At 58.4% G+C, this 25,167-nt stretch carries 25 protein-coding genes; 10 read left to right on the forward strand and 15 right to left on the reverse strand.

Annotated elements, in window-relative coordinates; translation table 11 throughout:
• Positions 1 to 251 precede the first annotated feature (251 nt).
• The 9 genes from ABVS15_RS00630 to obgE all read left to right on the forward strand — a co-directional run bounded on the left by ABVS15_RS00630 (position 252) and on the right by obgE (position 6,409).
• Positions 252 to 740: an RNA polymerase sigma factor gene (locus tag ABVS15_RS00630; RefSeq protein ID WP_369281868.1), complete on the forward strand. Its 489-nt coding sequence runs from the start codon at positions 252 to 254 to the stop codon at positions 738 to 740.
• The gene (locus ABVS15_RS00635) at positions 730 to 1,764 is read left to right on the forward strand and encodes a hypothetical protein (RefSeq protein ID WP_369281869.1); all 1,035 of its coding nucleotides are present in this window, start codon (positions 730 to 732) and stop codon (positions 1,762 to 1,764) included. The genes ABVS15_RS00630 and ABVS15_RS00635 overlap by 11 nt, the downstream gene beginning before the upstream one ends.
• A 147-nt stretch (positions 1,765 to 1,911) precedes the next feature.
• Positions 1,912 to 2,367, forward strand: coding sequence for a spore coat protein (locus ABVS15_RS00640; protein ID WP_369281870.1), 456 nt, complete (start codon positions 1,912 to 1,914; stop codon positions 2,365 to 2,367).
• Between the two features lie 203 nt (positions 2,368 to 2,570).
• Entirely contained in the window at positions 2,571 to 3,254 is a 684-nt protein-coding gene (locus tag ABVS15_RS00645; RefSeq protein ID WP_369281871.1) for a 5'-methylthioadenosine/S-adenosylhomocysteine nucleosidase, read from the forward strand.
• Positions 3,255 to 3,265: 11 nt separating this feature from the next.
• Complete coding sequence (locus tag ABVS15_RS00650) at positions 3,266 to 3,856, forward strand: DUF3841 domain-containing protein (protein ID WP_369281872.1); 591 nt, start codon at positions 3,266 to 3,268, stop codon at positions 3,854 to 3,856.
• A gap of 145 nt (positions 3,857 to 4,001) precedes the next feature.
• Positions 4,002 to 4,313, forward strand: coding sequence for a 50S ribosomal protein L21 (gene rplU / locus ABVS15_RS00655; RefSeq protein WP_369281873.1), 312 nt, complete (start codon positions 4,002 to 4,004; stop codon positions 4,311 to 4,313).
• Between the two features lie 3 nt (positions 4,314 to 4,316).
• Positions 4,317 to 4,646, forward strand: coding sequence for a ribosomal-processing cysteine protease Prp (locus ABVS15_RS00660; protein WP_293008742.1), 330 nt, complete (start codon positions 4,317 to 4,319; stop codon positions 4,644 to 4,646).
• A 48-nt stretch (positions 4,647 to 4,694) separates the two neighbouring features.
• Positions 4,695 to 4,976 (forward strand): 50S ribosomal protein L27, encoded by a 282-nt coding sequence (rpmA, locus tag ABVS15_RS00665; RefSeq protein WP_293008744.1) that lies wholly within the window; start codon positions 4,695 to 4,697, stop codon positions 4,974 to 4,976.
• A gap of 149 nt (positions 4,977 to 5,125) precedes the next feature.
• Entirely contained in the window at positions 5,126 to 6,409 is a 1,284-nt protein-coding gene (gene obgE / locus ABVS15_RS00670; RefSeq protein ID WP_369281874.1) for a GTPase ObgE, read from the forward strand.
• Between the two features lie 243 nt (positions 6,410 to 6,652).
• Here the strand turns inward: obgE and ABVS15_RS00675 are convergent, their stop codons facing one another.
• Complete coding sequence (locus tag ABVS15_RS00675; RefSeq protein WP_369281875.1) at positions 6,653 to 7,087, reverse strand: hypothetical protein; 435 nt, start codon at positions 7,085 to 7,087, stop codon at positions 6,653 to 6,655.
• A gap of 120 nt (positions 7,088 to 7,207) precedes the next feature.
• Here ABVS15_RS00675 and ABVS15_RS00680 point away from each other — a divergent pair, with 120 nt between their 5' ends.
• On the forward strand, positions 7,208 to 7,753 hold the full coding sequence (locus tag ABVS15_RS00680; protein ID WP_369281876.1) for a DUF5662 family protein: 546 nt from the start codon (positions 7,208 to 7,210) through the stop codon (positions 7,751 to 7,753).
• Between the two features lie 62 nt (positions 7,754 to 7,815).
• Here the strand turns inward: ABVS15_RS00680 and ABVS15_RS00685 are convergent, their stop codons facing one another.
• The 14 genes from ABVS15_RS00685 to ABVS15_RS00750 form a co-directional block, all read right to left on the reverse strand.
• Positions 7,816 to 11,241: a PAS domain-containing protein gene (locus ABVS15_RS00685; protein WP_369281877.1), complete on the reverse strand. Its 3,426-nt coding sequence runs from the start codon at positions 11,239 to 11,241 to the stop codon at positions 7,816 to 7,818.
• A 414-nt stretch (positions 11,242 to 11,655) separates the two neighbouring features.
• Positions 11,656 to 12,357, reverse strand: coding sequence for an ABC transporter ATP-binding protein (locus ABVS15_RS00690; RefSeq protein WP_294855896.1), 702 nt, complete (start codon positions 12,355 to 12,357; stop codon positions 11,656 to 11,658).
• A 13-nt stretch (positions 12,358 to 12,370) separates the two neighbouring features.
• On the reverse strand, positions 12,371 to 13,168 hold the full coding sequence (locus ABVS15_RS00695) for an ABC transporter ATP-binding protein (protein ID WP_369282197.1): 798 nt from the start codon (positions 13,166 to 13,168) through the stop codon (positions 12,371 to 12,373).
• A gap of 37 nt (positions 13,169 to 13,205) precedes the next feature.
• Positions 13,206 to 14,264, reverse strand: a complete 1,059-nt coding sequence (locus tag ABVS15_RS00700; RefSeq protein WP_369281878.1) for a branched-chain amino acid ABC transporter permease — start codon at positions 14,262 to 14,264, stop codon at positions 13,206 to 13,208.
• A 10-nt stretch (positions 14,265 to 14,274) separates the two neighbouring features.
• Positions 14,275 to 15,165 carry a branched-chain amino acid ABC transporter permease gene (locus tag ABVS15_RS00705; RefSeq protein ID WP_369281879.1) on the reverse strand — a complete coding sequence of 297 codons (891 nt, stop codon included), beginning with the start codon at positions 15,163 to 15,165 and terminating at the stop codon, positions 14,275 to 14,277.
• Between the two features lie 186 nt (positions 15,166 to 15,351).
• Positions 15,352 to 16,548 carry an ABC transporter substrate-binding protein gene (locus ABVS15_RS00710; RefSeq protein ID WP_369281880.1) on the reverse strand — a complete coding sequence of 399 codons (1,197 nt, stop codon included), beginning with the start codon at positions 16,546 to 16,548 and terminating at the stop codon, positions 15,352 to 15,354.
• Positions 16,549 to 16,696: 148 nt separating this feature from the next.
• Positions 16,697 to 16,972, reverse strand: coding sequence for a hypothetical protein (locus tag ABVS15_RS00715; protein ID WP_369281881.1), 276 nt, complete (start codon positions 16,970 to 16,972; stop codon positions 16,697 to 16,699).
• Between the two features lie 296 nt (positions 16,973 to 17,268).
• Positions 17,269 to 18,714, reverse strand: coding sequence for an amidohydrolase (locus ABVS15_RS00720; RefSeq protein ID WP_369281882.1), 1,446 nt, complete (start codon positions 18,712 to 18,714; stop codon positions 17,269 to 17,271).
• A gap of 145 nt (positions 18,715 to 18,859) precedes the next feature.
• Complete coding sequence (locus ABVS15_RS00725; RefSeq protein ID WP_369282198.1) at positions 18,860 to 19,600, reverse strand: amino acid ABC transporter ATP-binding protein; 741 nt, start codon at positions 19,598 to 19,600, stop codon at positions 18,860 to 18,862.
• A 19-nt stretch (positions 19,601 to 19,619) separates the two neighbouring features.
• Complete coding sequence (locus ABVS15_RS00730) at positions 19,620 to 20,357, reverse strand: amino acid ABC transporter permease (RefSeq protein ID WP_369282199.1); 738 nt, start codon at positions 20,355 to 20,357, stop codon at positions 19,620 to 19,622.
• Positions 20,358 to 20,508: 151 nt separating this feature from the next.
• Complete coding sequence (locus ABVS15_RS00735) at positions 20,509 to 21,423, reverse strand: transporter substrate-binding domain-containing protein (RefSeq protein WP_369281883.1); 915 nt, start codon at positions 21,421 to 21,423, stop codon at positions 20,509 to 20,511.
• Between the two features lie 326 nt (positions 21,424 to 21,749).
• On the reverse strand, positions 21,750 to 22,952 hold the full coding sequence (locus ABVS15_RS00740) for a VWA domain-containing protein (protein ID WP_369281884.1): 1,203 nt from the start codon (positions 22,950 to 22,952) through the stop codon (positions 21,750 to 21,752).
• Positions 22,953 to 22,956: 4 nt separating this feature from the next.
• Positions 22,957 to 23,757, reverse strand: a complete 801-nt coding sequence (locus tag ABVS15_RS00745) for an AAA family ATPase (RefSeq protein ID WP_369281885.1) — start codon at positions 23,755 to 23,757, stop codon at positions 22,957 to 22,959.
• A 229-nt stretch (positions 23,758 to 23,986) separates the two neighbouring features.
• A complete protein-coding gene (locus tag ABVS15_RS00750; RefSeq protein ID WP_369281886.1) occupies positions 23,987 to 25,153 on the reverse strand; it encodes a sodium ion-translocating decarboxylase subunit beta in 1,167 nt (388 codons plus the stop codon).
• Positions 25,154 to 25,167 lie beyond the last annotated feature (14 nt).

Raw genomic sequence — 25,167 nt, forward strand, 5'->3', positions numbered from 1 at the left:
TGCGCGGCGGGCCTTGTATAAAGGCCCGCCGCGCTTTCTTTTCCTCGCCTTCTTTTTTCGGAAAAGTTATTTCGCGTTGTCCTTTGGCTGGCTTGTTCAGGTCCGTCCGAAAACTTTTTTAATATTTTCAGCCCGAGCGTGAACCTTTTGGTTTCGCATTCCCTCTAATATGTAGAGCTCAAATTTGGATCGGCCATCCGGAAAAGGACTTTGTATGTACCCAGATAGTTACACAGAAAGGAACAACCGCCGTGGACAGAGATGATTTTGCTTCCCGCGTCGTTGCGGCAGAGCCCACGCTGTACCGCATTTCCAAGTCTATCCTGAAAAATGACAGTGACTGTGCGGATGCGGTGCAGGAGGCGATTACGGCGGCATATGACAAGCTCCCCTCCTTACGGGAGCCAGGTTATTTCAAAACGTGGCTTTGCAGAATCTTGATTCACGAGTGCTACCGTATTTACCGGGCAAACCGAAACACCGTGTCTCTGGAGGAATATGCATTCCCGGAGACAGCCCCGCCCCAGATCCGGGACCCCGGGCTTTACGCCGCCATCATGGCGCTGCGGGAAGAGCTGCGGCTGGTGATTGTGCTTCACTATGTAGAGGGCTTTCAGGTGACGGAGATTGCGCAGATGCTGAAAATTCCGGAAGGGACGGTGAAAAGCCGCCTCTCCCGCGCCAGGGCCGAGCTTCGGTCGGTCCTTGAACAAAAGGAGGTACCGGTACATGACGCATGAAGATTGGGACGGCGTGTTTCCCGATGCGCCGCAGAGCTTTCACACAGCCGTGGAGCAGGCTTTGAGCGAATGCGCCCCCGCCCGGACTGAAAGGAGATTTCTAATGAGACGAAAAGCCCTTTTTATTGCTGCGGCGGCAGTGGCCGCCCTTTGCGTGACGGCAGCCGCCGCTTACGTTTTCCAGTGGAACGAGTTCATGGCCCGGCGCTTCGGCGCGGACCCGCAGCAGCAGGAGCTGCTGTCCTCCTCCGGGGCGGTGGGCGCCCCGGAACAGTCTGTTACAGAAAATGGTCTGACGGTATCGGCCCTGCAAACCCTCGGGGATCAGAATGGCGTTTACCTGCTTCTTTCCGTCAAAGCGCCTGAGGGCACGGCGCTGACAGACGCCAGCGGCTTTGAAATGCTGAGCGTGAAACTTGAAGGTTCGGACCATGTCAGCTGGAGTGGAGGGTTCATGAGCGGCGCAGCCCAAGCAGCCTCTCTTTCCGGGGCGGACAACGAGCGCTATTTCGAGCTGCGGCTGTATAATCCCCAGCAGGCGGACTGGAACGGCAAAACCATCACTCTGGATTTTGCAAATCTTCAGGCCGACCGGGGGAATCTGGACATGTACATCGTGACAGAGGGCCAATGGTCGTTGTCCTGGCCCTTGACCTACACCGATGCCATGCAAAGCTTTACCACCGGCGAACCCTATCAGGTGAACGGTCACGCGGTGACGGTGGACTCCGTTCAGCTCTCTCCGCTGTCCCTGGCCCTTTCTCTCAGCGGAGACGGGCTGGAAGTCCTCGTTGAAAACTCCGATTTGAACGAGGCCGGTTCCTTGTGCACGGTGTCTTTGACCATGGAGGACGGAACCGTCCTTGAAGAGCTGTACGGCCCCGGAACCGAAGGCTATGCCGACGGGCACTATGGGCGCACCACCAGCTTCGATCAGATTGTGGACGCAGACCGGGCAACGGCCCTCACCCTGACCTTCTTTTGGGAAAGCGGGGACAACACCATTACGATTCCCCTGAACTGACAGCCGACGCATTGTGCAGACACGGAGGAGCGGCCTTTTGACCGCTCCTCCTTACTATTTCGCAGGTCGATAAAGGTATGTCCATGATTTAAAATTGCAGAGAATATTTTCCCGTGAACCGCGCATACTGGGGCCAGAGGTGATTTTATGCAGTTAAGTCAAAAAGAAAGCAGTCTCTTAAAGGATTTGAAGGGGCAGGAGCAGCTCTGCGTGGACAAATACACCAAGCACGCCTCCTGCGCGGCGGATCCCCAGCTAAAGGACCTGTTCACGCAAATTGCCCAGACCGAGCAGCAGCATCTTGACACCATTACCCAGATGGAAAAGGGCACGGTTCCGTCCACAGGCGGAGGGTCCCAGAAAAGCCAGCCCACTTTCAAGGCGACCTATGGCGCGGCGGACACGCAGGACAAGCAAAACGACAGCTACCTGTGCTCCGACGTACTCTCCACGGAAAAGCACGCCTCCCATCTCTACGACACCTGTGTCTTCGAGTTCAAGGACGAAAAAGCCCGCGACGCCCTGAACCACATCCAGAAGGAAGAGCAGGAGCACGGCAAAATGATTTACGACTATATGTCAGCCAACGGCATGTACTCGTAACCCCCCAGCCCCGCCTTTCGGCGGGGCTGTTCTTTTTCCCCGCAGGCGATATTCCTTGCGAACTGAAATTCGGCATGAAACGTTGGTTCCCCGGCAACTTTCCGTTGCCCGCCGCCCCTTCCTGTGCTACAATGAAGCTGTCATTTCCCGGCGGCGGAACGGCTTCTGGCCCTTTCGCCCGCCGGAAGTTCAGGAGGAGCCTCATGAAAGTCGCCCTGCAATTTGCCATGCCTGCGGAGCTGCACGCCCTTCCCGGCGCGCGGGAGCTGCCGGTCATGGAAACAGTCTCCGGCATTCCCTTTTTTGAAGTCGCGCCGGGAATCCTTGCCTGCGCAGGCGGCGTGGGCAAGGTCAACGCCGCCGCTGCCGCCGAAATTCTTTGTCTGCGCTTTGGCGCGGAGCTGATTTTAAACGCGGGGGTGGCAGGCTGCTGCACGGACCTTGCCATCGGCTCCCTTGTGGTGGCGGACACGCTGGTGCAGCACGACGTGGACACCACCGCCGTGGGGGACCCCATCGGCCTTGTGTCCACTGTGAACAGAACAGAATTTCCCACATGGGAACCGGACGCCTGCCTGTCTGTTCTTAAAAAGCAAGGCGTGGACGCCGTAAAGGGCCGGGTCGCCACCGGGGACTGGTTTGCCGTGAAGGGGGATCGCGCCCGGTGGATCGCCGACACCTTCCATCCCCTGCTGGTGGAGATGGAGGCCTGCGCCGTTGCGCAGGTCTGTCTGCGCAACGATGTGAAATTTGCCGCGTTGAAATCCGTGTCCGACCACCTGTTTTTTGACAATCAGGCGGAGGAGTATTTTGACTTTACGCAGGCGCTGGAGAGCCTTGGGCGGGTGGTCCTGCCTCTTGCCCAGGCACTATCGGAGCTTTCATAAGGGGGCTTTTCATGAACACCGTCCGTCTTTATACCCGCCAGAGCGACAAGACCTTGCTGATGCTGGAGCATGGCGGGCGCATTGTGAACCAGCGGATTTACGTACAACTTCACTTCGGCGACATGGCGGAGCATTACCTTGACTGCTACGACTGGTTTGCCCGGGAGGCCTCCCGCCTTGTCCCGAAGCCGGAGGGGGCAGAATTGTCCATCTGGTGCACACCCAACGTGAAAAACTGCCTCCCGCCTATCGAGGGGACGGTGGTCTACGCACTGGACGTGCCGGAGGACCGGATCGTATTTTTTGACGACGCAAAGTGGGACTATGTCCTCAACCACCGATATCTCCCTTGGGACGATGCGGACGAGGCCGCGTATCGAAAGCACCTGCAAAACATTGGCGTTACCAATTCCTTTGAGTTTTTTGAGGGGCGGTACGCCGGGAAATACCCGGAGGAAACAGCCCGGATTCTGGAGAGCTGGAAGCGGGTCTTTGACCCCATCGACCACGCCTCCCCCACCGCCTGCGGCAACCTCTGGGAAATCAGGCAGGCGCAGATTGTCCGCATTTTCCGCCCCGGAGAGACAGTAACCCCTGTATGATTCGGAAAATATGCGGAAATGGGTCAATTTTGCTTGACAAGGCCGGATTTGGCCGCTATAATTAGTGAGCCGCTTTGAATGGGTAAAAGTGCGTCCCATGGACGCCGCCCCCGACAGCGAGCCCGTATTGAAGGAGTTGAAATATATGCACGCAATCATTGAAACCGGCGGCAAGCAGTACAAGGTCGCAGAGGGTGACGTGGTCTTCATCGAGAAGCTGGACAACGAAGCCGGCGACGCCGTGAAGTTCGACCGCGTTCTCGCCATTCTGGACGAGGAGAAGGCCACCTTCGGCGCACCCGTTGTGGCGGGCGCCTGCGTGGAGGCCACCATCGTCAAAAACGGCAAGGGCAAGAAGGTTCGTATCTTCAAGTACAATGCCAAGAAGGGCTACCGCAAGCGCCAGGGCCACCGTCAGCCTTACACCAAGGTTGAGATCGGCAAGATCTCTGTCTAAGGTATGACCACCGTTACGTTCCATATGGAGGGCGAGCGCATCTGCGGATTCGACGCCCGGGGACACAGCGGATACGCCGAAGCCGAGTGCGACATCGTGTGTGCCGCCGTCACCAGCGCTGTGCGTTTGGTAGATGCGACGATTAACGATGTTTTGGGCTTGGCGGCCAGCGTGAAAGTAAGCGAGGCGGACGCGGATATCAGCTTTCGTCTTCCCGGCGGACTGTCCGCCGAACTGGAGGACTGCTGTCAGCCGCTTCTGACCGGCCTGATGGTCTATCTCGCCCAGCTTCACGACGAGTATCCCGAAAATATCGAGGTTTTGGAGGGCTGACCCCCTCTCCATCTAAAACAAGTCTGAAAGAAAGGATGGTTCTTCATTATGCTGAACATTGGCTTGCAATTCTTCGCCCACAAAAAGGGCGGCGGCTCCACCAAGAACGGCCGCGACTCCAACGCCCAGCGTCTGGGCGTGAAGCGCGCGGACGGGCAGACGGTTCTGGCCGGCAACATTCTGGTTCGTCAGCGCGGCACCCACATTCATCCCGGCACCAACGTGGGCAAGGGCAAGGACGACACTCTGTTTGCCACCGCCACTGGCGTGGTTCGTTTCGAGCACCTGGGCAGGGACCGCAAGAAGGTCTCCGTCTACGAGGCGCAGTAACCGAACACCATGGAAGGGCCTCGAACGCAGACGTTCGAGGCCCTTTTTTTAGAACGGGACACACTAGGAAGTATGGCTGATCCGCTCCCGACCTCCGGGACGCACCGGACGCGGGGAGCTGACCAGCCGACAAGAAAGCGAGGCAGTTTATGGCGTCTTCTTTTATTGATAAGGCCCGCATTACCGTGCGGGCAGGCGACGGCGGAAACGGAGTGGTTTCCTTCCACCGTGAAAAATATGTGGCTGCGGGCGGGCCGGACGGCGGGGACGGCGGCAAGGGCGGCTCCGTCATTTTGCAGGTGGACGACAACCTCTCCACCCTGCTGGACTTCCGCTACAAGCGAAAGTATTCCGCCCCCAACGGCATGGACGGTCAGGGCGCGCGCAAGTCCGGAAAAGACGGGGCGGATCTGACCATTAAGGTTCCCCGGGGCACTCTGGTGCGGGATGCGGAAACCGGCGAAATTATCAAGGATATGTCCAACGGAAAGCCTTATGTTTTGTGCAAGGGCGGACGGGGCGGCTGGGGCAACTCCCACTTTGCCACCCCCACCCGGCAGATTCCCCGCTTCTCCAAGGGCGGAACTCCCGGCCAGAGCCATGATATCCTGCTGGAGCTGAAGCTGCTGGCGGATGTGGGCTTAGTGGGCTTTCCCAACGTGGGAAAATCTACACTGCTGAGCGTGGTGAGCCGTGCCCAGCCCAAAATTGCCAACTATCATTTCACCACCCTCTCCCCGAACCTTGGCGTAGTATACGTCGGCGAGGGCCGGTCCTTTGTACTCGCGGATATTCCCGGCATCATCGAGGGGGCCAGCGAGGGCGCGGGCCTGGGGCACGATTTTCTGCGCCACATCGACCGCTGCCGCCTGCTGATCCACGTGGTAGACGTATCCGGCAGTGAGGGGCGGGACCCTGTGGAGGACTTTGACGCCATCAACGCCGAGCTGATCCAGTACAGCGCCGACCTCGAAAAGCGGCCCCAGATTGTGGCCGCCAACAAGATAGACGTGATGGAGGATCCGGAAAATCTGGAGCGGCTGCGTAAGCACGTTGAAAAGCTGGGGTATCCCCTGTTTGAGATTTCCGCCGCGGCCCATCAGGGCGTGGACGGGCTGATGAATAAGGTGAGTGAGCAGCTTTCCACCTTACCTCCCATCGTCGTGTACGAGCCGGAGTACGTCCCCCGTCCCCCCGTGATCGACTATTCCCAGCCGCTGGACATTCAGCGCACGGACGACGGCATTTGGGTGGTGGACGGCCCGTGGCTCCAGCGGCTGATGAGCAACGTGAACCTGAACGACTACGAAAGCCGGATGTATTTCGACAGGACCCTGCGGGATTCGGGTCTTTATCAGCGGCTGGAGGAAATGGGCATTCATGATGGCGACACCGTTTCCCTCTACGACTATGAATTCGAGTATCAGCAGTAAGCCCAGCCTTTCACCCTTTTGACGGCAAAAACCGTTTCGGGCTTCGGCCTATTCAAATTTGCCTTGCAGTTAAAACATCCCCGGCGCGGCTGATGTCCGCGCCGGGGACGTTTTTCATGTTTACTCTCTCTGTACCTTTACGGGCGCAAGTCCGCATGAAGTGCTCGCGCCCCCCGCGGTTCAAGCGGCCTTGAAAAAGCGGCATGTTTTCTTTTGTGCTTTAATGACGGTAAGCCCGGCTGTTTACAGCAGAAGCCCCAGCCCGACAACCGTCAATAAATCCTCCGTCTGCCCGCCGGGACAATCCAGAGGAAGCTCCTGCGGCTCCACTTGCCCGCCGTCCGGCCGAAGCAGCGCCCGCTGGACGCACACCACCCCGTCCCGGTCCCCCATACTGGAAAAGGTCAGGCTGTCCCGGGCGGACAAACCGCAGCTTACCACCCGTTCCGCCCGAATCTGCCGGGAAGCGAGGCCTGTCCACTCGCTTGGCAGCAGAACGGTGCCGCAGGCACACACCGCCTCCGGTGCATCTGAAAGCTGCCGGCAGCCCTCCGCCGAGAGCGACAACACTTCCCACCGCTTTTCCGTCAGTGCCCGAACCGTTTGGGGCCGCTCCACCCCCGCCGGAAGAGGCACGGGGGCTGCCGCGCCTCCCCCAAAAAACGCCGCATCCACCATCTGCGCTCCCCCCTCTTTTCAAGTGTTTGCCAAGGCGGCAGGTTTATGCGAAAATTTCTCTCGTTTTTTTTGCAAAACCGTGATAAACTGATTTTAACAATTTGCTTTAAGAGTTCCGAGGTGACTATTTTGCGCTTTTTTGCCCATCTACATACGGTCAACCATCATCGCGCACTGGTGTGTAAATACTGCTTCCGCTTGGGGCTGTACTGGCAGGGTCTGACCCACGACCTGTCCAAATACTCTCCCCAGGAATTTTGGATCGGCGTGAAATATTATCAGGGGGACCGCAGTCCCAACGACGCGGAGCGGCGGGAAAGGGGCTATTCCAGCGCCTGGATTCACCATAAGTCCCGCAACCGCCACCATCTGGAATACTGGACCGACTACGGACAGAAAGAAGACGGTGACTTTGGCGTGGTGGGGGTGGAGATGCCCGTAAAATACGTGGCGGAGATGTTCTGCGACCGATACGCCGCCAGCCGGATTTACCGGGGCGCCGCCTTTGAGAACGCGGACCCGTGGCGGTTTTTTCAGCACTCAAAATCTCATACGATTTTAAATTCAAAGACTGCCGACCTTTTGGAAACCATGCTGACAAGGCTGAAGGATGAGGGTGAGGACGCCGCCTTTGCCTATATCCGCAGCGAGGTTTTAAAAAAATGAATACCGGGGCGTTTTTTTCGGGAATTGAAAAAGCAGGGCAGCCGAAAGGCTGCCCTGCTTTTTTAAATCCAGTCCTTTTCCGCGGTTTCCCGGAGTTCCCCGGGTTCGCGGCTCTGCGTCAGGAGCGTAAAAATGACCTTTGCGCCAAGGCTCAGGGCCTCGGCCTGCATTTTGGTCCAGGATCGATGGAACTGGCAGTCGTCAAAGCCCAAAAAGCCAAGAAGACACCCGTTTTCCCTTACCGCACAGCGGAGGATGGAGCAGGCGCTTCGCTCCTCCAGCAGCTTTCGGTGAGCGGTTGGCAGCGTCTCCGCTTCACGGCAGAGGAAAATTCCACGTGCATCAAAGCTCTGGCGGCAGTACACGTCCATGCTCCGACAGCGGATCCCCTGTCGAGCTGCCCGCATTGGGGCAACCCCCTCGCCACACCACTCAAAGGTATTAAAGCAATATTCGCCGTCCGCCGAGCTCTCGTAAAGATATACCCGGCTCACATGGAACAGCCGACCCAGCTTCTCCAGCGCACCGGCCACAGCTTCCTCCGTGCCGCCGGACAGGCGGCAGTCCCGCAAAATTTCACCCAGAATACGGGACAGGCCCATTTGAACGTCCGTCTCCGGGTCAATCTCGGCGTAGGGCACTTCCCCAGTCTCCCCGATTTCAGCGGAAAAATCTGGTTCGCCCAGCACGGCAATGCCGCCTCCGGTTTCCTTTGCCTGACAGAGGGCATGACCGCAGCACTGAAGCAGCGTTTCGCAGTCCTGTCCGTGGGCTGGAGCCATCGCAACGCCCACGCTGCACGAAATCGGCCGTCCGGAGTACCGCATTACGTTTTCGCACGCCTCCAAAAGCCGGTTCGCCCCGTCCAAGACAGAGCTCTGGGAAAAAACTGACGGCAGAAAGACTAAAAACACATCCCCGCCAATCCGGGCAGCAATCTCACCATCCCGATATGTCCGCTTCACCACGCCTGCCAGCTCCGAAAGCACGGCGTCGCCAAAAATGTGACCGTACCGGTCGTTCACGCGGCGAAACCCGTCCACATCCAGCACCAGCATAGCGGCAGTTTCGGATTCCTCCATGGCAGCAAGGCGAATATCAATTCTCTCCCGGGCCACCTCCTTGTGAAACAGCCCGGTCAGCCCGTCCCGTTTCGACTGGTCCGCCAACTCCTGTGCCGCCCGCTTTTCCTCCTCCACATCCGAAATAACGCCAATCACCCGGCAGGGCCTTCCGTCGCCTCCAAGCTGCACCGCAGCCTTGGCCCGCTGCCAGCGATACCGCCCATCAGCGGCAATCAGGCGAAATTCCTCCTCCTCCCGCAGGGCACCGTCCCGGATGGACTGAATCGCCCGCAGGATATTTTTCATATCCAGAGGATAAATGCGGGTGTTGCTCTTCAGCGCCTTTTGAAGATAGCTCCGGGGCTGATAGCCCAGCTTCAGCTCCCAGTTTCCAGAGGTCAAAAAGCGGTCCGTGGCTACATTCCACTCAAAGACAATGCTGCCCTCTCGCTGGGCGGCCACCTGATACCGCTCCAGACACTGGCGCAGGTCCTCCTGCACTCGTTTTTGGGCCGTGACATCCGTCAGCACGCACTGAAAATATTCCCGTCCGTCGGCCTCCCGGCGCAGAACACTGTCCTCCAAGACCCACACTGTGTGCCCGTCGGCGCTGTGCATGCGATATTCCAAATGCAGCTCGCGCCCTACTGCCAGCTGCCTGCTGCTATGCGCCAGCATTCGGTCCCGGTCCACCGGCTCCAGCAGGCAGACCATGCGGTTTTGAAACCGGACGGCAAACTCCTCCTCCGTATAGCCGGTCAGGTGCAAAAAGCCACGGTTCATATGGGTAACCGTGAGCTCCCGGTCGTTTTTGCGCCGCAGAAGTGCGGTGGGAAGCCGATTATAAAGTGCGCCTGGCTTCTCTGCTTTCTCAGGCAAGCGCATCTGTCTCGCCCCCATCTCCGCCCTGTTCGTCTCCCTGCGCCACACCGCCAGACCCTGACAGCGCCGTGGGTCATCCGAACCAAGGCGCAGCACCGTGCTCCTGTACCAGACGTATTCCCCGGTGTCCCGGTCCAAAACGCGATACCGGCTGGAATCCTCCAAGGATCCTTCCGTAAAAAAGCGGTGATACACCCCGTCCACCTGGGCCGAGGCTTTCTCCCGGTCCTCCGGATGGACGCAGGACTGCACAAACACAGCCCCCGCGTCGTCCACGGTCCGCTTCTGGAGAAACACAGAAAAATTGTGGTCCGCCTGATAAAGCAGGCGATAGCTCCCCGCGTTCCAGTCCAGTTCCAACACCGTGGCGTTCAGGTGGCGGAAGATGGCAGAGAGCTTGTCCTGACTCCGGGCCGTCCGGGTTCCTGAGAAAGCACGGACGGGCCGGGGCATCTCCTCTGCGCCCGCGTCCGCCGGGCGCAGCCCGTCGGCATATTTCCGGGCCAGCTCAAAAAACTCCGGCTGGGCGGTTTTAAAGCATTCCAAAAGCTCCTCGGAAAACGCGCCGCACTCTCCCCGCAGGATCATGTCGCAGGCCTCCTCCTCCGGAATCGCCTGCTTATACACCCGGTCTGTGGTCAGCGCGTCAAAGCAGTCCGCCACCGCCACCACCTGCGCGCAGATGGGGATATTGTTCTCCCGCAGTCCCTCCGGATATCCCTTGCCGTCCCACCGCTCGTGGTGATACCGGCAGATATTGTAGGCATAGCTTAGATACTCCGGATCGCTCATCCGGTCCAAACCCGCCAAAATCTCGCAGCCCTTGACGGTATGGGTCTTCATCACCTCAAATTCCTCCGGCGTCAGGCGGCCGGGCTTATTCAATACCGCGTCGGGAATGGCGATTTTTCCGATGTCGTGCAGCGTGGAGGCGCTGGCAATCACATCAATGGTATGTTCATTCATTCCGTATTCGGGATGCTCCTGCGCCAGCTCCCGCAGCAAAATCCGGGTAAAGCCCCGGATGCGGCGAATGTGCTGCCCGGACTCCAGACTCCGGTGTTCAATGACGGAGGAAAGTCCGTCGATCAGCGCGGTGTTTGACTCCCGGATGCGGGCGGCCTGCTCCGCCACCAGCTCCTCCAAATGGAGCTTATGACGGTAAAGCTCCACGGCGTTTTGTATCCGCCGCCTGACGGGCCGGGCCTCAAAGGGCTTGATAATAATATCCGTCGCCCCCAGGTCAAACACCCGAACCTCGCTTTCAGGCGTGTGGTCTGCGGTAATGACGATGATGGGGATACGGGAGAGGTCCTCATCCCCCGCCGCCTCTTGCAGCACCGCGTATCCATCCTTTACCGGCATCAGCAAATCCAGCAGTACGGCTGCAATTTTCTGCCGGTTCCGGCGCATCAGCGTCAGTGCCTGTGTGCCGTCCTCCGCCTCCAAAATCTCGTATTCTCCCTCGAACATCGCAGAGAGAATGGCCCGGTTAATCTGCATATCGTCCACCAGCAGCAGTGTGTTGCAGGTCTGTGTCATCGTCCGCCCCTCCACACCGGATACAATGTGCGGACACTGCCGCCCCTCCGGTCCTGTCGGCTCTGTTTCCTCCGCTGTGTCGTCATGGGTGATCTCCGTTCTATCTCAGTCTTTCACTTCCCCGCCGTCCGGAGCGGTCGGCCGACCCTTGGCGGAGAGCTGCAATAATATTCACTCTTGCATGTTATTTTACTTCAAAACGGCCCTCTTCGCAATAGTGTGCACTGCCTGGTTGACGTAATATTTTCCACTTTTATATGCAAAAAATTCCAAACTCTGTAATTTTTATACGACCCCGCCCCTGCATCGAAAAAATTAGAAAACCGCCCCTGATGAAGTCCTTCATCAGGGGCGGTGATTACTGCGGGCTGTCTCCCGGCTCTCCCAAAACCACGGAGGCGACTGCCGCACGCGTCAGCCTCCCAAATATGCCTTTTTAATGGCGGGAGACGCCAAAAGCTCGCCGCTTGGACCGGTGGTTACAATTTTTCCCGTCTCCAGCACGTAGCCCCGATGGGCAACGGAGAGGGCCATCTGCGCATTCTGCTCCACCAGCAAAATGGTGGACCCGGCCTTGTTCAGCCGCTGGATAATTTCAAAAATCTGCTCCACCAGAAGCGGAGCAAGGCCCATGGACGGTTCGTCCAGCATCAAAAGCCTTGGATGGCTCATCAACGCCCGGCCCATAGCCAGCATCTGCTGCTCGCCGCCGGAGAGGGTCCCGGCCACCTGCCGCCGCCGCTCCTTCAAGCGGGGAAACTGCTCGTAAACCTTCTCCATGTCTCCGGCAATTCCTGCACTCTTTTGCGTATAGGCCCCCATTTCCAGATTGTCCTGAACACTCATCTGCAAAAACACCCGTCGACCCTCCGGCACCAGGGCCATGCCGCGGGAGACAATCTTGTGGGGCGGAATCTTTCCTAAATTCTCGCCCATGAAGGTCACGGAACCTGTTTTGCTGTGCAGCAGTCCGGCAATGGTGTTCAGCGTGGTGGATTTTCCCGCGCCGTTTGCTCCGATAAGGGTGACGATTTCTCCCTCGTTCACATCGAAAGAAACACCCTTGACGGCGTGAATGCTGCCGTAAAAGACGTTCAGGTCCTCCGCGGATAAAATAACGCTCATGCCCTCACGCCTCCTTCTGTTTGCCAAGATACGCCTCGATCACGGCGGGGTTGGACTGGATATCCTCGGGACTGCCCTTGGCAATCACATGCCCGAAGTTCAGCACGCAAATACCCTCGCAAATGTTCATCACAAGGCTCATATCGTGCTCGATGAGGAGAATAGCAATCTGGAAGGTATCCCGGATTTTCCGGATATTCTCCATCAACTCCGCCGTCTCCGAGGGATTCATGCCCGCCGCAGGCTCGTCCAGCAGCAGCAGGCCGGGATTGGTGGCCAGCGCCCGGACAATCTCCAGCCGGCGCTGGGCCCCATAGGGCAGGGACCCGGCCTTGGCGCGGGCCATATCCTGCATGTCAAAAATGCTTAAAAGCTCCATGGCCCGGTCGTGAGCCACTTTCTCTTCCTTCCAGAATCCAGGAAGGCGGAAAATTCCGCTCCACATATTGTAACTCATGGCGTTGTCCATGCCCACCTTCACGTTTTCCTCCACCGTAAGGTTGGAGAACAGGCGGATATTCTGGAAGGTACGGGCGATGCCCGCCCGGTTCACCTGAATGGTGTTCATCCCGTGGGTGTCCTTGCCGTCCAGCAGAATCGTGCCCTTGGTGGGCTGATAGACCTTGGTTAACAGGTTAAACACGGTGGTTTTTCCCGCGCCGTTGGGACCAATGAGGCCCGCAATCTCCGTGCGCCCGATGGTCAGGTTGAAATTTTCAACCGCCTTCAGTCCGCCGAAGGTGACTCCCAGATTGATGCACTCGAGAATGGGGCTTTTGTCCGCGTCCCGGTCCGGAATCATTGCCCCGGAGGGGACGGGTATGAGCTTTGAAAACATATCAGGCAGCCTCCTTTCCGGCAGAGTGCCCAACCTTAAAGCGGGCAAAAAATGCTTTGAGTGCAGGATTGTTGGTAAACAGCATCACCAGAATCAGCACCACCGCATAGGCCAGCATCCGATAGTCCGCAAACTGGCGCAGCAGCTCCGGCAGAATTGTCAGCGCGGCGGCGGCAATGATGGAGCCCCGGATATTGCCCATGCCACCCAGCACCACGAACACCAGCACCAAAATTGAGGTGTTAAAGTCAAACTTTTTCGCGAGAATCGAGGAGAAATTCATGGCGTACAGTCCCCCCGCCAGCCCCGCCAGAACCGCGGAGGTGACAAAGGCCATCATCTTGTACCGGGCCGGGGAAATTCCCACGGACTCGGCGGCGATGCGGTTGTCCCGCAGGGCCATCACTGCCCGGCCTGCCCGGCTATGGATAAAATTCAGCACCACGGCAAGCGTCACCATGATGAGCAAGAAGCCCGCGGTCAAAGAAGACAGCTTGGAGATGCCCACCGCGCCCATCGGGCCTTGCAGCAGCATTTCCCCGTCCGCCGCCATATTCACGGCGGCGGCGCTCATGCCGAAATGAAGTCCCTCAGCGTCCAGACCCACATACACGCAATTCATGATATTTTTAATGATTTCGCCAAAGGCCAGCGTCACGATGGCAAGATAGTCTCCCCGCAGCCGCAGCACGGGCACCACCACAATCAGGCTCACCAGTCCCGCGGCCGCACCGCCCACCGCCATGGCCACGGCCAGACGCACGGGTCCCGCGGCAATTGTACCTTCCAGAGCCGCAGCAGCAATGACAGCGGTGAACGCGCCCACGCTCATAAAGCCCGCGTGGCCGAGACTCAGCTCGCCCATCACGCCCACCGTCAGATTCAGCGACACCGCCATGACGATATACGCGCACACAGGCACCAGCATGCCCCTCATGGAAGAGGTCAGCGCCTCGCCGGAAAGCATCCCCTGCATCAGGGCATACACCAAGATCACCATGGCGTAGGTGATGAAGCTGGAGCGGGTGGAGGGAGCCATGCGTTTCAGTTTTGTAGTCATCCCTTTCACCTCAAACCTTCTCGCGGAGCTGCTTGCCCAAAAGCCCTGTGGGCCGAACCAGCAGCACGACAATCAGCACACCGAACACAATGGCATCGGACAGCTCGGTAGAAATATAAGCCCGGGCAAAAATTTCGATGACGCCCAGCAGCAGTCCGCCAAGCAGCGCCCCGGGAATGGAACCGATCCCCCCGAACACGGCGGCGGTAAACGCCTTGATTCCGGGCATGGAGCCGGTGGTAGGAATCAGGGTGGGATAGGTAGAACACATCAATACCCCCGCCACGGCGGCAAGTCCCGAGCCGATGGCGAAGGTCATGGAAATGGTGAAATTCACATCAATGCCCATAAGCTGCGCCGCGCCCTTGTCCTCGGACACGGCCCGCATGGCCTTGCCCATTTTGGTGCGGCCGGTAAACGCGGTCAGCGCCAGCATAATCACAAGGCACGCCGCCACCGTAATCATGGACACATAGGCAATGTTCAACTGCCCGTCGAACAGCGACACACCCCGCTCCCCGCCAATGATAAAGAAGTTGGGGAAAATCTTCGTGTCGGAGCCCCACAGCAGCAGCGCCGCGTTTTGAAGAAAATAGCTCACGCCGATGGCGGTAATCAGCACCGCAAGAGAGGGGGCGGAGCGCAGCGGCTTATACGCCAGCCGTTCCACCGTAATTCCCAGCAGCGTGCACCCTGTAATCGCCAGCAGCACGGCGGGCACCGGGTGCCAGCCCAGAGAGGACGCCGTGATAAAGCACAAATAGCCGCCCACCATGATCACGTCGCCATGGGCGAAGTTCAACATTTTGGCAATGCCGTAAACCATGGTGTAGCCCAGAGCAATAATCGCGTAAATACTGCCCAGGCCAATGCCGCCAATCAGATTGGAGAGAATCGTCATAGCAAGAGATACCTGCCTTCCAAAATTTAAAGCGCCGCCGCGCCGGAATCGGCACGGGACTGCCCTCTGCGTTCTGGTCAGGAGGTCCCGGCCCGCCGTGGCAGGCCGTATCCTCCCGGCCGGAACGGCGGAAACCGGGAGGCCCCCAAAGGGGCCTTCCAGTTCTCGCATCCGTGAAACCGGAAATTACATGGTCACGTAAGCGCCGCTCTCAACCTTCACCACCATGGGAGCCTTGGAGACTTCGCCGTTGGTGCCCCAGGTCATGCCGGTGCCGGTCAGGCCGTCCACGCTGAAGTCGGAGGCAGTGAACGCGGCGACCATGGCCTCGCACACATCCTCGTGGCTCATCTCGGCGGTCACACCGGCCTTCTGGCAGGCGGCATAGATGGCGTAGATGCAGTCATAGCCGTCGGCAGCGAACTGGTTGGGCGTCTCGCCGTAGGCCGCCTCATACTTGGCGACGAAATCGGCAGAAGCCGCGTCGGAAGCGTTGAAGGGAGTCATCAGCATCAGGCCCTCAGCGATAGAAGTGTCAAAGCCCTCCATGGCCAGGATACCGTCCATGCCATCGCCGCCGAAGAACATCGGGGAATAGCCCATGCTCTTGGCCTGGTTCAGCACCAGAGAGGCGGGGGTGTAGTAGATGGGCATGAAGACCATCTCAGCGCCGTTGTTCTTCGCGTCGGCAAGCTGGACGGAGAAATCCGTATTGGTGTCGTCGGGGAAGGTAGTGGTGGAGACAACCTCCAGCCCCTTTGCCGCAGCCTCTGCGGCAAAGGCGGTGGCGATGCCGGTAGAATAGGCGTCGCCGTTGTTATAGAGGACGGCAACCTTCTTGGCAAGCGCCTTTTCCGCCACATAGTCCGCGGCGGTAACGCCCTGGCCGGGGTCCGTAAAGCAGATCTGGAACACGTTGTCCTTGCCCTTGGTCACGTCGGTGGAGGAAGCGGAGGGCGTGAGCTGGAAGTAACGGTCGGCATAGGTCTCAGCCGCCACGTTGACGCAGGAGCCGGTGGTGGTGCAGCCGTAGAGGAGCTGCATACCCCAATCCTGAAGTGTGTGATAGGCGTTGACGCCCTTCTCGGGGTCGGCTTCGTCGTCCTGAAAATTCATCTCAAACTGCAAATCGCCCAGCGCGTTGATTTCATCCAGCGCAATCTGCGCGCCGTTACGGGTGGCGATCCCGTAAGTAGCGGCTCCCCCAGTGAGAGGCCCGATGCCGCCGATCTTGATGGCTGCGGACGCTGCCCCGGCACCGGAGCCGGATGCGCTGCCGCCGGACGCGGCGGGCGCGGAGGTTCCGCCGTTGCTGCCGCAGCCGGCGAGGGCGGCCATCATGGCAGCCGCGAGGACAAAGCTCAAAACTTTCTTCTTTTTCATCATTACAATCTCCTTTAAAATCGTTTCGCGGTTGTTCCACAGCGGGACCGGGACCGACGGCCGTCCGGTCCTCTTCCCGCCCCGAACGCTCAGCTTATACAAAAAAGCGGCTACGCTCCAAGAGCGCAGCCGCTTTTCGTAACGAAAATCATGCGGTAACTCGTCTCCTGCGCCTATTTACTTTCCCCATAATCAGCAGTTCTACCAGTACCAATACCAGAATCGCCAGCAACAGGCCTACTACCAGAATGGTGCTAATCAGGCTGGCGGCAATAATGGCAATAATAATAATGGACGCCGCAATAACGGCGTCCAGAAGGGCAACAATGTTCATATTGGAAGCAGAATGCGTGCAGGGGAAAGAAGCCTCTGCACAATTGGCAGACGCGGTCATGTCCATATAAAAACGATTGGTAAACATCATAACCGTCAGGCTCCTTTCCAAAAATTTTTCGGCTCTCCCGCTGTCAGGGTCCAAATGGGATTGGTCTTATTGTAGCGGCGCAGCCCCGGAATGTCAACGGCCAAAACGACGGCAGTTTTCATAAATCAATCACGCAAAATCAGAATATATAGGACACTTGCTACAAAAAAGCCCCTTTTCACTGTAAATTTGTCATACCTCACAAACGTTGTCTGCTGAGCTAAAGCCGCCTTTTTCCAACGTTTTTTCCGTTGGAAAAGCCCGGCCGAAGCCGGGCTTTTCCAAAAGCAGCGCTCTTAATCCGGTACGGTGGGCACGGCTCCGGCCGGAATCGGACAGGTATAGCCCTCCTCCGTACGGCGGAGAAATTCGGCCTTGGCCTCCTCCAGAATTTCCGGACCGTTCAGAAGGTCGATGGCAGCGGCGCACAGTACTTTTCCCGCGTGGACCGCGGCTTTGTGACCGATGGCGGTTCTGTCACAGGAGACATTCTGCCAGCTGTGGCCGGGGCAGCCGTTGGGCCAGGCGGCGACGTGAATCTGTGCCGTGGGGCACTGCCAGCTCACATCCCCCACGTCGGTAGAACCGGGCTTGAATGCCTCTCCCTGATACAGCGGCAGGAGAAACTCGTTCATCGCGCCGCCATTTTCATTACGAAGAGTTTTCACCTTCGCCGAATATTCCGCATCGTAATCACATCCAATGCCTGGCAGATAGTTTGCGCCATCGTAGGTTTTGGCAAGGCTGTCGGCAAAGGCCTGCTCCTCCTCCGTGTGGGTGGGAACCCCCAGCGCAGAGAAATTCTCATACAGCAGCTTTTCCAACGTGTGGTTGGTCACGGTGTCGGCAAGCCCGTCAATGAACGTGCGCTCAAAGGTGGTGTCGGTCATCAGCGCCGCGCCCTCGGCAATGCGGTCTACCCGCGCTTGCAGCGCAACTGCCTCGGACACATGGTTGGAGCGGACCATGTACAGCACCGTTGCCCGGGGCTGAACCACGTTGGGGCTGCGCCCTCCCGCATCGGTGATGGCATAGTGTACCCGGGCCTTGTCACTCATGTGCTCCCGCAGAAATTGGACGCCAATGTTCATCAGCTCCACCGCGTCCAGCGCGCTGCGGCCCTGCTCGGGGCTTCCCGCCGCGTGAGAGGCAACGCCGGTAAAGCGGTACTGCACCTGAATGCAGGAGTTGGAGGACCCGGTGGCCACCTCGTTCCGGTCCTCCGGATGCCAGGTCAGCGCTGCGTCTAACCCGCGCCACAGTTCGTCCCGGGCCATAAACGCCTTTGCCGCGCCGCCTTCCTCACCGGGACAGCCATACAGCACCACGGTGCCGGGACGCTTCGTCTCCTCCAGATAGGCCTTCACGCCAATCGCAGCCGCCATGGCCCCCGCGCCCAGCAGATTGTGTCCGCAGCCGTGTCCACAGCCGCCCGGAATCAGTTCTTCCCGATCAAGGCTTCCCCCCTTTTGGGACAAACCGGACAGCGCGTCGTATTCCGCCAGAATCCCGATAATAGGCCGCCCCGCGCCAAAGGACGCGGAAAAAGCCGTGGGAATATTGCAAATTCCCTTCTCCACAGCAAAGCCCTCGCGCTCCAACACTTCGCAGTACAGGGCGGCGGACCGCTCCTCCTGCAACGACAGCTCCGCAAACTCCCAGATGGAGTCAGCCGTCCGGGTAATCAGCTCCGCCTTTTTATCAATGGCGGCAACCGCCTTTTGCTTTTCATTGCCAGTCATTTGATCGCTCCTTTTTTGCAGGGCGTCAAAAACGCCCCGTTTTGTTTTTATTCCGCCGCTGGAATCCATCCCTCATGCGAAGCAGGTCTTAGCGGCAAAAACCCCCGCCGGACCGCCGCGCGGCGGTCCGGCGGGGGTCGTTTCTTCAAAGCACCTTACTCAAAAAGTCCTGCAAGCGGGGATGCTGGGGGTTGCTGAAAATATTCTCGGGACTGCCCTGCTCCAAAAGCTTGCCGTCCGCCATGAACAGCACCCGGCTGCCCACCTCTCGGGCAAAGCCCATCTCATGGGTGACCACCACCATGGTCATCCCCTCCCGGGCAAGCCCCTTCATCACGTCCAGCACCTCGCCCACCATCTCCGGGTCCAGCGCAGAGGTAGGCTCGTCGAACAGCATTACCTCCGGCTCCATGGCAAGGGCGCGCACAATTGCCACACGCTGTTTCTGTCCGCCGGAGAGCTGAATGGGATATGCACCCGCCCGGTCCTTCAATCCGACGCGCTCCAGCAGGGTCAGAGCCTTTTCCTCCGCCTGCGCCTGACTCATGTGCCGCACCTTGATGGGGGCCAGTGTCATATTTTCCAGAATGGTCTTGTGGGGAAACAGGTTGAAGTGCTGGAACACCATGCCCATCTTCTGGCGGTGCTCGTCGATGTTTAGCCGCACGGTCTTCCCCTCCGCGGTTTTCACATGGGACTTGGTGATATCCACCCCGTCGAAGACAATGGACCCGTCTGTGGGCGCTTCCAGCAGGTTCAGACTGCGCAGAAATGTAGATTTTCCCGAGCCAGAGGGGCCGATGACCACCATCACATCGCCCCGGTTGATGTCCACCGTCACGTCGTCAAGGGCCTTAATGGCGCCCTTGTTGTAGTATTTTTTCAGTCCGGTGACCCGGATCAGACTACCGCTTGTCGCCACGTCTCATCCTCCTCTCGAAGTGCGCAATGATCTTGCTGGTGGGGAATGTCAGGCAGAAATAGAGCGCGGCCACCACCAGCAGCGGCTCCAGAATCCGGAAGGAGCCCGCCTGCGCCGCCTTCACCGCCGCCATCAGGTCCGCCACACCGATGGTAAAGGTAACGGCGGATTCCTTGATAATGGTGACAAACTCATTGCCGATGGCAGGCAGTATGTTCTTAATGGCCTGAGGAAGCACGATGTAACGCATGTTCTGGCCCTGTGTGAGGCCCAGAGAGCGGGCGGCCTCCGTCTGCCCCCCTTCAACCGACTGAATGCCCGCCCGGATGATTTCGGACACATACGCGCCGGAGTTCAGCGCCAGCGCCACCACGCCGGGGAGAAAACGGTTCAGCTTTACAAAGCCCAGGACGGTCACCGCGGGCAGGTTGATCACATCCTTGTGGAACAGCACCTGATACACGATGAATAGCTGCACCAACAGGGGCGTGGCCCGGAAAATCTCGACGTAGACCGTGGCGATAAAGCTGACGGGGTTAATCCGGCTCAGGGCAAATAGAAACCCCTGCTCCCGCAGACGGCCCTGATGATCCAGCGCCAGAAACCGCAGCGGCCTGATGTCGGACATGCGCATGACGGCCAGCACCAAAGCCAGCACAAAGCCCAGAATGACGGTAAAAAACGAAAGATAGATGGTGCACAGCATTCCTTCCTTAAACATACCGGAATACTGGAATACGGCTTCAAAGCCCGCTTTGGAGACATTCATCATGGGGCTCCTTTCGGATAATGATGGGGATGGCAACCCTGGGAACGGCGCAATTCCTCCCCGCCGGAATGGGGGGAGGAATCACGGTTATTGCGAATAAATCTCAGCCTGCCTGAGAAGAAGCGGCGGCAGAGGAAGCGCCGCCTTCCAGCAAGCCTTCGTGAATGTTGCCGCCTGCCTGCTCGTTGGCGGTGGCCACAAAGTCGTCCATAGAGCCGTCCGCCAGTGCGGCGGCAACGGCCTCGTTCACGCCCGCAAGCAGGGCCGCATTGCCCTTCTGCACGCCCACAGCGGAACCCTCCACCTCATAAGGCACATCGAAGGCCACATACAGGTCGGGATAGTTCTTGGCATAGCTCTCGGCCACCACAGTCTCAATAAAACCGGCGTCCAGCTTGCCGCCCAGCAGCTCGGAAACCACGTCGGTCACCTTGGCAAGCTGGATGATGTCGGCGTCGGGCGTGTTCTCAGCCGCCAGCTTATACTGGATGGAGCCCAGCTGCGCACCGATGGACAAAGAGGGATCGTTCAGATCTGCCAGAGATGCCCACTTGTCCTTGTTGGCCTGGGTGACCACCAGAGACTGGCCGCCTGCGTAGTAAATGTCGGAGAAGTCCATGGCTTCCATCCGGTCGGGGTCGGGGCTGAGGCCTGAGATGCCCAGGTCCACGTTTCCGGCATTTAGCTCAGCCAGCACGCCGTCAAAGTCCATGGGGACGATCTCCAGCTCCAGGTCCAGATAGTCGGCGATGTATCCGGCCAGCGCCAGATCAAAGCCCGCCAGCTGGGCATCGCCGTTTTCGTCGATGGCGTAGAACTCATAAGGGGCGAAGTCGGGAGAGGTGGCCACGGTCAACTTGCCGGGCGTCACCGTCTGGATACCGGCCTCAGCGGAACCGGAGCTGCTGCCGACGGACCCGGAAGGTGCGGAGGAACCGGCAGACCCGCCGGAATTCCCGCAGGCTGCAAGGGACAGAACCATTGCAAGGCTCAGCGCAAGTGCAAAAAACTTTTTCATCATATTCGCATCCTTTTCCAAAATCTGCTTGCCCGCTCAAGGGGCGTTATTCTCTCGTTCCGGGGAAAAAAAGCTTCCTCCCCGAGGCTTGCTATACCTTATCATGCCGGGTGCATAATGTCAATACTTTTCCACAATGAATGTATAATTATTTGTGGAAACTCCGCTATTCCTCGAAATCTCACAGCATCTTTGCTATAAGCCAGATAGTTTATTGTGCGTTTTGACGTTTCTCCTCTGTATGCTTTTTTGCATTTATGCATATCCCGCTGCATAAGAACTTTTTACCGTCCACAATTTTCGACCACAGGTATCTTCCAAATTGTCTAGCGGGGAGCCATCAGGTGGTGCAAAGCGGCGTCCAACCCGTCGATGCTTAACGGGAACATGGGAATTTCCTGACGGATTCTGCGGATGGTGTGGCTGCCTCTGGTATAGTCCCACAGCTCCTGAGGGACGGGATTCAGCCAGGCCGTGTGGGCCGATTTTTCTGCAAAGCGCCGGAGCCAGACAATGCCCGGGTCCTGATTCGTCCTATAATAGTCGAGGCTTCCGCCCTGTCTCAAAAGCTCCTCCGGGGCCATGGCCCCGTCCCCCACGAACAGGACTTTCCACGAGGAATTCAGCTTTGAAAGCACGCCGTTTGTGCCCTCACTCTCCCTGTAATAGCACTCCGGGGTGGTAAACAGATCGTCGTACACACAGTTGTGAAAATAATAGGTTTTCAGCTCTTTAAAATGGCTGGCCTCGTGGACCGCGTGGAAAAGCCTTGCGCACAGGCGGGAATAGGACCACATGGAACCGCCGGAGTCAAACAAAAGCAGCAGCCGCACGTCGTTTTTCCGGGGCCGGTCGAATTTCAGCTTCAAAAAGCCACCGCTGTCGCAGGTGGCCTGCACTGTCTCGTCCAGCATCAGCTGATCCTTGGGCCCGTCCCCTTTTACCGTCAGATTCCGCAGACGGCGAAACGCCATTTGAAACTGCCGCAGCTCCAGCGCCGCATCCTGCCGGAAATCCCGATAGTCCCGCTCCGCGGCCACCTGCACGGCGCTTCTGTGCCGCCCCGGCCCGCCGATCCGTATTCCCGCGGGGTTATAGCCCCCGTGGCCAAAGGGAGAAATTCCGCCGGTTCCTACCCATTTGCTGCCGCCGTCGTGGCGTTCCGTCTGCTCGGAAAGGCGCTCCGCCAGCATTTTTTTCAGTTCTTCAAGGTTCAGGCCGCCGCCAAATTGGGCGTCTACCGCATCCTTGTCAATTTCTCGCTGCGCCGCCGCCTCCGCCAGCCAGCTCAAAAACTCCTCCGGCAGCTCCTGAACGGACTCCACGTCGTGGAAATACTCTGCAAAAGCCAAATCAAACCGGTCAAAGTCCGCCTCGCTTCTGGCTAGAATACAGCGGGACAGCCGGTAAAAATCGGTCAGCTGGGAGTCGTGCAGCCCCAGACGCAGCGCCTCCATCAGCGTAAGCCATTCGTTTAAGGATACGTCCAGCCCGTGTCGGCGCAGGGCGTAAAAAAATCCCGTAAACATCCGCTCACCGCCGCCCAATGGCATCCATATCCTCTGTTTTTTTCAGCAGAACACCCGCAAAGGGCAGCGTTTTGCGCAGCAGCTCCGGGTCCACGCCGCCGATGCTCAGGGCCTGCACCCAGTCCAAAAGTTCGCTGGTAGAGGGTTTTTTTTGCAGGCTGCGGCTCCGCAGGGCGTAAAACTGCTCCAATGCCTGCCCCAAAAGCTGGCTGTCCAGATCCGGATAGTGGGCACGCACAATCTTTTCCATCATAGGCGCGTCGGGGAAGGCGATATAGTGGAAGATGCAGCGGCGCAAAAAGGCGTCCGGCAGCTCCTTTTCCGCATTGGAAGTGATAATGACGATGGGGCGGTGCTTTGCCCGGACAGTTTCCTTTGTCTCCGGGATATAAAACTCCATGCGGTCCAGCTCCCACAAAAGGTCGTTGGGAAACTCCAGATCGGCCTTATCGATCTCGTCAATCAACAGGACCACCTGCTCTCCCGCACGGAAGGCCTCCCCCATTTTCCCCAGCTTGATGTATTTCCGAATGTCGTTGACGCCGGACTCGCCAAACTGGCTGTCATACAGGCGGGCCACAGTATCGTAAACATACAGTCCGTCCTGCGCCTTGGTGGTGGACTTGATGTTCCACACCATCAGCTCCATCCCCAGTGACTCCGCCACCGCCTGGGCCAGCATGGTTTTTCCGGTTCCCGGTTCGCCCTTGATGAGCAGGGGCTTTTGAAGCGCCCGGGCGATTTCCGCCACCCGCAGCAGCTCCGGCGAGGCAATATAGTCTTTTGTGCTGTTCAGTTCTTTCATAGTTCCTCCAGGTAAGATTTCATTAAAGTTCGGCAAGGGGCTGCCGCAATTTCGCGGCAGCCCCTTTCTTGTCTTTCAACAAGCCGGTATTCCCGGCACAGTGGGATTCCTTCTTCCGCCTCTCGCCGGCGTAAAACACGTGAAGCGTTTGCGGTGTCACACCCGTTTCCCTATCCCTCTTCCGCCAAAGGCGGAAACGCAGCGCAGGGGGATTTTACTCTGACGCCGATTAGCCGAAGAGCTTCAGCAGGCAGCCAGCCGCCACCGCGGAGCCAATCACGCCGGCCACGTTGGGGCCCATAGCGTGCATCAGCAGGAAGTTGGAGGGATTGTATTTCTGGCCCACCACCTGAGACACGCGGGCTGCCATAGGAACGGCGGACACACCGGCGGAACCGATGAGGGGATTGATTTTGCCACCGGAGACAATATACATCACCTTGCCGAACAGCACGCCGCAGGCAGTGGCGAAGCAGAACGCCATCAGGCCCAGGAAGATGATCTTCAGCGTGTCCGCGGTGAGGAAGCGGCTGTACACCGCAGTGGCACCCACGGAGGTGCTCAGGAAGATGGTAACAATGTTCATCAGGTTGTTCTGGGCGGTATCGCTCAGGCGCTCGGTCACACCGCACTCCTTAAACAGGTTGCCCAGCATCAGGCAGCCGATCAGGGGCGCCACGGAGGGCAGCACCAGGCAGGTGACAATAGTAACCATGATGGGGAAAACGACCTTTTCCACCTTGGAGACGGGGCGCATGGTCTCCATCTTGACCTTCCGCTCCTTCTCCGTGGTCAGCAGCTTCATAATGGGCGGCTGAATCAGGGGGATCAAGGCCATGTAAGAATATGCCGCGATGGCGATGGCTCCCAGATATTCCGGAGCCAAAATCTTGGTCAGCCAGATGGCGGTGGGGCCGTCCGCACCGCCGATGATGGCGATAGATGCGGCCACATTCGGCTCAAAGCCCATAATGGTGGCCAGAATCAGCGCCACAAAAATGCCGCCCTGAGCCGCAGCACCCATAAACAGGGAAGAGGGACGGGCAATCATGGGGCCAAAGTCCGTCATAGCACCCACGCCCATGAAAATCAGAGGAGGATACAGTCCGACTTTTACGCCAATGTAAAGAATATCAAGCAGACCACCCTCCCGGAGCACGGTTCCGTAATCCACATTCACGCCCCAGAATTCCGGGTGATACATTTCCGCGCCGGGCAGGTTTGTCAGCAGCATACCGAAAGCGATACCCACCAGCAGCAGCGGCTCGAACCCCTTCACAATGCCGAGGTACAGCAGCACGCAGGAGATGAAAATCATCAGCAGCTGCCGCCAGTCCATCAATACGAAACCTGAGGTTTCCGCCAGGCCCGCAATGACTCCACTCACTAAATCCATCGGTTAAAGCTCCT

The sequence above is a fragment of the Oscillibacter sp. GMB15532 genome (genome assembly GCF_041020825.1).
Lineage (GTDB): Bacteria > Bacillota > Clostridia > Oscillospirales > Oscillospiraceae > Oscillibacter.